8 protein-coding genes and 1 pseudogene are annotated in these 7,631 nt (G+C 51.2%); 6 read left to right on the top strand and 3 right to left on the bottom strand.

Features of this window, described 5'->3' with window-relative positions:
• Positions 1 to 1,019 (top strand): helix-hairpin-helix domain-containing protein (locus ACTHUE_RS08450; protein WP_440402801.1); only part of this gene is annotated, 1,019 nt, incomplete at its 5' end.
• A 127-nt stretch (positions 1,020 to 1,146) separates the two neighbouring features.
• On the opposite strand, the gene ACTHUE_RS08445 is transcribed toward ACTHUE_RS08450, so the two are convergent.
• Complete coding sequence (locus ACTHUE_RS08445; RefSeq protein ID WP_004520896.1) at positions 1,147 to 1,503, bottom strand: hypothetical protein; 357 nt, start codon at positions 1,501 to 1,503, stop codon at positions 1,147 to 1,149.
• A gap of 109 nt (positions 1,504 to 1,612) precedes the next feature.
• Positions 1,613 to 1,948: a hypothetical protein gene (locus tag ACTHUE_RS08440; protein ID WP_440361210.1), complete on the bottom strand. Its 336-nt coding sequence runs from the start codon at positions 1,946 to 1,948 to the stop codon at positions 1,613 to 1,615.
• A 288-nt stretch (positions 1,949 to 2,236) separates the two neighbouring features.
• On the opposite strand from ACTHUE_RS08440, the gene ACTHUE_RS08435 reads away from it, so the two are divergent.
• From ACTHUE_RS08435 to ACTHUE_RS08420, 4 genes are all read left to right on the top strand, one after another.
• Positions 2,237 to 2,731, top strand: a complete 495-nt coding sequence (locus ACTHUE_RS08435; protein ID WP_004520899.1) for a restriction endonuclease — start codon at positions 2,237 to 2,239, stop codon at positions 2,729 to 2,731.
• Between the two features lie 21 nt (positions 2,732 to 2,752).
• On the top strand, positions 2,753 to 3,616 hold the full coding sequence (locus ACTHUE_RS08430; RefSeq protein WP_004520900.1) for a mechanosensitive ion channel family protein: 864 nt from the start codon (positions 2,753 to 2,755) through the stop codon (positions 3,614 to 3,616).
• Between the two features lie 71 nt (positions 3,617 to 3,687).
• Positions 3,688 to 4,554 (top strand): hypothetical protein, encoded by an 867-nt coding sequence (locus ACTHUE_RS08425; protein WP_004520901.1) that lies wholly within the window; start codon positions 3,688 to 3,690, stop codon positions 4,552 to 4,554.
• Positions 4,555 to 4,675: 121 nt separating this feature from the next.
• Positions 4,676 to 6,712: a M3 family metallopeptidase gene (locus ACTHUE_RS08420; RefSeq protein WP_049336939.1), complete on the top strand. Its 2,037-nt coding sequence runs from the start codon at positions 4,676 to 4,678 to the stop codon at positions 6,710 to 6,712.
• A gap of 353 nt (positions 6,713 to 7,065) precedes the next feature.
• On the opposite strand, the gene ACTHUE_RS08415 is transcribed toward ACTHUE_RS08420, so the two are convergent.
• Entirely contained in the window at positions 7,066 to 7,329 is a 264-nt protein-coding gene (locus ACTHUE_RS08415; protein ID WP_004520905.1) for a hypothetical protein, read from the bottom strand.
• A gap of 234 nt (positions 7,330 to 7,563) precedes the next feature.
• Between ACTHUE_RS08415 and ACTHUE_RS08410 the strand changes: the two are divergent.
• A pseudogene (locus ACTHUE_RS08410) lies at positions 7,564 to 7,631 on the top strand (CopD family protein); the annotation flags it as partial.

The following is a 7,631-nucleotide window of genomic DNA, read 5'->3' as shown; positions in this document are numbered from 1 at the left end:
CGCCCGACATCAACGAATCCGACTACCGCTTCACGCCGTATCCGAACATGAAAATCCGCTACGCACTCGGCGCGATTAAAGGCACGGGCGAAGCCGCCGTCGAATCCATCATCGCCGCGCGGCAAAGTGGCGGCAAGTTTACCGGCCTCTTGGACTTCTGCGAGCGCGTCGGCAAAGAACACATGAACCGCCGCACCCTCGAAGCCCTAATACGCGGCGGCGCGTTCGACAGCATCGAGCCCAACCGCGCCATGCTCTTGGCGAACATCGACCTTGCCATGAGCAACGCCGACCAAAAAGCCGCCAACGTCAATCAGGGCGGACTTTTCGACATGATGGAAGACGCCATTGAACCGGTGCAGCTCATCGACGCGCCCATGTGGAGCGAATCGGAAAAACTCGCCGAAGAAAAAACCGTCATCGGCTTTTACCTGTCCGGCCACCCGTTCGGCCCGTATGCCCAAGAAGTCCGCCAAATCGCCCCGACCAAATTGGGCCGTCTGAAACCGCAAGACAGCGTACGCCTCGCCGGATTCGTTACCGCTGTGCGCACCATGATGGGCAAACGCGGCAAAATCGCCTTCGTCAGCCTTGAAGATTTGAGCGGTCTGGTGGAAATCATGGTCAGCGGCCACACGCTGGAAAACTGCGCCGACTACCTCAAATCCGACCAAGTGCTGATTATCGAATCCAAAGTCAGCCGCAACGACTACGGCGGCGGCGACGGTCTGCGCATTATGGCAAACCAAGTCATGACCCTGCAAATGGCGCGCGAACGCTACGCCCGCAGCCTCAGCCTCGTCCTCGCCCCCGGCCACGATATCGCACGCCTCGCCGCCATCCTCACCGCCCACCGCCTGCCCGACACGTCGCACATTCCGCTGCAACTGTCGTACAGCAACGGCAAAGCATCAGGCAAATTGAAAATTGCGCCAAAATGGATGGTAACGCCAAGCACCGCCTTGTTTGACGAACTGGAAACATTGCTCGGCAGCAGGGCCGTCCGCGTGAATTGGTAAAACTAAAGGCCATCTGAAACTATACGTTCAGACGGCCTTTAATTTAAAAAGCGCTTTAAAAACATAAATCAGATAAAGATTCAGGCTTTCAGACGACCTTATTGTATAGGGAGATTATCTGAAAAGTTTATTGTACAAAGCCTTTGGCCAATAGGGAAAAGTAGCCCACAATAAAGGGGAACGACAATGCCGAAACAATACCCAGCACCCAGTAAATACATTGGTTCAGTACAGTTTTTGAGGCGGTAAGCCGCAACAGTTTGAAATACAGAGAGAACCAGGTTGATGACAAGGCAATAATCAGCAAAAAGCTGACTAGGGAGAAGGAACCGGAGAAAGCGTATCCCAGCATTGTCCCTATCGTGGCATAAAGCATGCCTGCGCCTAGCGCCCATTTCCAGATGGGATAAAGCCTATCGGGAAAATTCAGTGTTCCGGAGGCTTGGAGCCTGCCGAATACCAATACAAATATGATGTCAAACATAATAATGGCTGTTTTAGTGTAGGGTACGACAATATATATGAAAAGGGGGTGAAAATACCCCCCCTTTCCCTACAGATGCTCCATATTAAAGGCCGTCTGAAAAACAGTTTTATTTAACGATTTCAACCGGGCCGTGGTCGTCGCAGTGGTCGCCATGTTGGTGATGCAGACGGCCGTTGACGATGTAGTCAACGTGATCGCCGTGCGGTACGGCTTCGTGGCCGCAACCTTCGCCGTGAACGTGGCCGTGGCAGGTGTCAACCGGATGGCAGCCGTCAGGGTTGGTTTCATTGACGCTCAGAGCATGCTTGTCGTAGTGGCCGTTGTGCTCATGGTGCAGGTGGCCGTCGTGCAGATAATCGACGTGGCCTTCGTGTTTGATGGCAGTGTGGCCGCAGTTTGCGCTGTGAACGTGGTCATGATGTTCGTGGGTTTTACAGGTCATTTTTCTCTCCTAATGTTCAGTGAATAGCAATCTTTCTCGATTGATTATTCCATCTTATCTTTTTTTGATGCAAACGTAAATAATTTTACAGTTATTAATATATTGTTACGCTATATCATCTGTTGATATATAAGCCTATTTTATTTTTCAGACGGCCTTTCATCTATAATTCATTTATTTTCAGCGAGAACTTCAAACCCTTCCGGCAATGTAAAATATCGAATTTTTCAGCCGTAACAGGTAACATGGAAACAAAGGGATGAATCCTTCAAACAAACAGGTACTGTAATGGGAAAACAAGCCAAACTTTATATGGTTCGCAGCACGCAAGGTGCGCTTTATGATGTATTTTTTGAACGCGGTGTTGCGGCATTGGCCTGGCCTATGCTGGCCGAAGCGGCGGCCAAGGGTTTTGGCCGTGAGGAGCTGACCGATATTTACCGTTCGGCCGTACCGGATGTGAAGTTGAGAACGGCGCAATCGGGCGCGGCTCAGGTGTGGCGGTTTGTCAACGAATTGGCTGATGGAGATGCCGTACTGACCTACTCGCCTGCTTTGCGCCGTTATCGGGTCGGCAGGATTACGGGCGGCGCGGTACATTGTCCGCAATGGGACGATGAAAAAATGTCGCTGGTGCGGCCGGTTGAGTGGCTGGGCGAAGTGTGCCGTGATGATTTGAGTGCGGCTACGCAACGGGCTTTGGGCAGCGTGGCAACTTTGTTTGCGGTATCGGAAGCGTGTGCGGCAGAAATTTTTGAACGCGTGGGTTTTCAGACGGCCTAAGAAGGGAAAGGAAACAGGATTATGTGGAACACCATGCATGAATGGCTGAACGCTTTGCCTGTCAGTGAAGAAATCATTAAATCGGCATTGATGTCGGTATTGATGATTGTGGCCGTCATTGCCGGGCGCAGCATTTTGCTCTCGGCGCATTTTCGCAGCCATCCGGATTTGAGCATTGAAAACAAACGCCGCTCGCTGGTGTTCAGCCGCAACGTGACCATGTTGCTGATCCTGCTCGGGCTGGCGATGATTTGGGCGGCGCAGATTCAAACTTTGGCCTTGTCGATGTTTGCAGTGGCCGCGGCGATTGTGGTGGCAACCAAAGAGCTGATTATGTGTTTGTCCGGCAGCATCCTGCGCTCGGTAACCAAACAATACTCCATCGGAGACTACATCGAAATCAACGGCCTGCGCGGACGGGTGGTCGATATCAATATGCTGAACACGCTGATGATGCAAATCGGCCCTAATCCATTGATCGGCCAACTTTCCGGCAAAACGCTCTCGTTTCCCAACAGCCTGCTTCTGAGCCACACCGTGCGCCGCGACAATATTTTGGGCAATTATGTGATTCATACGGTGGAAATCCCCGTGCCGATTCATTTGGATTCGGACGAAATCATAGGCCGTCTGAAAGCCGTTCTTGAGCCCTTGTGCGCAGCCTATGTTCCCGTTATCCAACAATATTTGGAAAACGTTCAAGCGCAAAAACTCTTTATTACCCCCGCCGCCCAGCCGCGCGTGTCCCGCGTGCCGCATGATGACAAGGTGTACCACATCATCGTACGCTTCGCCTCCCCCGTTTCCAAACGGCTGGAAATACAACAGGCCGTCTTAGACGAATTTTTGCGCACGCAATACCGACTGATCAACCAAACAAAATAGTACGGTTTGTTTATTGATACAATTAAATCCCTTACAATAATGAAGTTCACAATCAACAATAAGGAAAAGTCATGTTGCCCGAATCAGCCCTTGCCGAAATGTATCCCGTCATTATGACCCCCAGCCATGACGGCAAATATTTCCACAACTACACCCTCTCGCTTCTGAACATCGTCCACACCAACGCCTCCCTCGGCCTGCCGCTGCAAGTAATGATGCAGCGCGGCGAAAGCCTGATTACGCGCGCGCGCAACAACTGCGTGGCCAAATTTTTGGAAAACAAAGAATGGACGCATTTATTCTGGATTGACTCCGACATCGGCTTCTCTCCCGACTCATTCTACCGCCTGCTCTTGGCCGATAAAGACGTTGTAGCCGGCGTTTATCCGCTCAAACGCGAAAACTGGCCGAAAGCAGGCCTTCCGGCCGGCATGACCCAAGCCGATTTTGAGCGTATGTACACTTCTTACACCGTCAACACCAACGACAAAGATGAAAACGGTGAAATCGTATTGAAAGTCGATGAAGACGGTTTTATGAAAGTCCATGACGCGCCAACCGGCTTCATGGTTATCAAACGCAGCGTATTTGAAAAAATGATAGAGGCCTACCCCGAGTTGAACTACGTCTCCGACAGCGACTACAGCCCGGAAAACAAAGGCCTGCACTACCGCTTCTTCGACTGCATGGTCGATCCCGAAAGCAAACGCTACCTGTCTGAAGACTACACCTTCTGCTACCTCTGGCGTCAAATCGGCGGAGAAGTGTACGTCGACGTGCAATCCAACCTGACCCACCAAGGCGCAAAAGTGTATCGCGGCTCGTTTGCCGAATCCCTGCAAACCAATGTTGCCAATGCGGTTTATGCCCCAGAAGGCACCACCATGCGCCTCGAGCTGGCTGCGCCATTGCACGCCAATCCGCGCGGCGCAGAATAAGATTGGCCGACAGGAAGGCAGGACACTTTAATTCTGCCTGTCTGCCACCATATAACGCCTATCGTTTTCTTTTCAGACGGCCACAAGGCCGTCTGAATCCATCTTATTCAGGAGAAACCATATGAGCGACAACGTCCTGCTCCACTTGGGCGAAGAACCCCGTTTCGACCAAATCAAAACCGAAGACATCAAACCCGCCCTGCAAACCGCCATTGCCGAAGCGCGCGAACAAATCGCCGCCATCAAAGCGCAAACGCACACCGACTGGGCCAACACCGTCGAAAAACTGACCGACATTACCGAACGCGTCGGCCGCATTTGGAGCGTGGTTTCCCATCTCAACTCCGTAGTCGACACGCCCGAATTGCGTGCCGTATACAACGAATTGATGCCAGAAATCACCATCTTCTTCACCGAAATCGGTCAAGACATCGAGTTGTACAACCGCTTTAAAATCATCAAAAACTCTGCCGAATTCGACACCCTCTCCCCGGCGCAGCAAACCAAGCTCAACCACGACTTGCGCGATTTCGTCCTCAGCGGTGCCGAATTGCCGCCCGAACAGCAGGCAGAACTGGCGCAACTGCAAACCGAAGGCGCGCAACTGGGTGCCAAATTCGCACAAAACATCCAAGACGCAACCGACGCTTTCGGCATTCACTTTGACGATGCCGCGCCGCTTGCCGGCATTCCCGAAGACTCCCTCGCCATGTTTGCCGCCGCCGCGCAAAGCGAAGGTAAAACAGGCTACAAAATCGGCCTGCAAATTCCGCACTACCTCGCCGTCATCCAATACGCCGACAACCGCGAACTGCGCGAACAAATCTACCGTGCCTACGTTACCCGCGCCAGCGAATTGTCTGACGACGGCAAATTCGACAATACGGCCAACATCGACCGCACTCTCGAAAACGCATTGAAAACCGCCAAACTGCTCGGTTTCAAAAACTACGCCGAGCTGTCGCTGGCAACCAAAATGGCCGACACGCCCGAACAGGTTTTAAACTTCCTGCACGACCTTGCCCGCCGCGCCAAACCGTTTGCCGAAAAAGACTTTGCCGAAATCAAAGCCTTTGCACGCGAGAGCCTGAATATCGAAGATCCGCAATCTTGGGATTTGAGCTACGCCGCCGAAAAACTGCGTCAAGCCAAATACGCCTTCAGCGAAACCGAAGTGAAAAAATACTTCCCTATCAGCAAAGTATTGGCAGGCCTGTTTGCCCAAATCAAAAAACTCTACGGCATCGAGCTGGCTGAAAAAACCGTCCCCGTTTGGCACAAAGACGTGCGCTATTTCGAGCTGAAACAAGACGGCCAAACCATCGGCGGCGTTTACATGGACTTGTACGCACGCGAAGGCAAACGCGGCGGCGCATGGATGGACGGCTACAAAAGCCGCCGCCGTTTCGCCGACGGTACGCTGCAACTGCCGACTGCTTACCTCGTCTGCAACTTCACCCCGCCGGTCGGCGACAAAGAAGCGCGTTTGAGCCACGACGAAATCATCACCCTCTTCCATGAAACCGGCCACGGCCTGCACCACTTGTTGACCCAAGTTGACGAAGTGGGCGTATCCGGCATCAACGGCGTCGAATGGGACGCGGTCGAGCTGCCCAGCCAATTCATGGAAAACTTCGTTTGGGAATACGACGTATTGGCGCAAATGTCCTCGCACGAAGAAACCGGCGCGGTATTGCCGAAAGAGCTGTTCGACAAAATGCACGCGGCTAAAAACTTCCAACGCGGTATGTTCCTCGTCCGTCAAATGGAATTTGCCCTCTTCGACATGGAAATCTACCATCAGGAAGATGAAGGCCGTCTGAAAGAATGGCCGCAAATCTTGGACAAAGTGCGCCAAGAAGTCGCCGTAACCCAACCGCCGGCATACAACCGCTTTGCCTTGAGCTTCAGCCACATCTTCGCCGGCGGCTACTCCGCAGGCTATTACAGCTACGCATGGGCGGAAGTTTTGAGCGCGGACGCTTACGCCGCTTTTGAAGAAAGCGACGATGTTGCCGAAACAGGCCGCCGCTTCTGGAAAGAAATACTGGCCGTCGGCGGTTCGCGCAACGCAGCCGAATCCTTCAAAGCCTTCCGCGGCCGCGAACCAAGCCTGGATGCCCTGCTCCGCCACAGCGGTTTCGACAACGCAGCTTGATTTGAAAATCCGCCGTTTTAATTGCTGATTCAACGCTAAAGGCCGTCTGAAATATTTCAGACGGCCTTTTTATAATCCATTCAATATGTTCAGCAAAACAAATAAAACCATTCAACCGATAAAACTACCCGGCGCGGAACGCCGCAATGATTGCCAAGCTCAATATTTTCCCAATGCAGACCAACCGCCCATAAAAACAGGGCATGTTCCCATGCCCTATCATTTGAATTTCAGACGACCTTTCGGTTGTCAAAATTTATTAGGAACAATGAGTACACCTATCCCTAACAAGACTTCGAGAAAAACAGAAGTCCGCATTTCAAACCCCTATCTCCCCCTGCCCATCGCTAAAATTAGTTTTTGCCTTTTTTATCGCCGGCAGCCAAACGCATATTGATAAATTCCATCATCAAATCTTTTTTCGTCCAGAAAAAGGTTTTCATTTTTTCCAAAGAATAGATTTTCCGAATCATCGCCGGCAATCCTGCGTGAACGATGGCCGCGACTTCGCCATTGGTTGTTTCGTTGTCCATGGCGGCTTTGAGGTTTAGATTGTGCGTATTCAGGTAGTTGCTAAGCTCTTTCCTGACGCTGTTGCTGATTTCAAATTGTTTCATGTTTTCCGTCCATAATGTTTTTATAATTAAATAGCATAGGATTTTAACAAGTTTTTTGCATTGTGCATATATTAACTTGCATATTGTTGCGAAATTTACAATTTGGTTTTTGGGTAAAATCGCGCCTGCAACACATTGTTGCGGCGCACTAAATCGGATTGTTTTGACTATTTTGTTTTGGCTCGGGCCGTATTGCGGATAAAATAATGGTTTTAGGTTTTGGGGCCGTCTGAAATGTATTTGTGGTTTAAGCTGTTACACATATTTTTTGTGATTTCTTGGTTTGCCGGACTGTTTTATCT

The organism is Neisseria sp. P0021.S005 (assembly GCF_051956955.1).
Note: the sequence above shows the minus strand (reverse complement) of the source record. Positions and strands in the feature narration are given on the sequence as shown.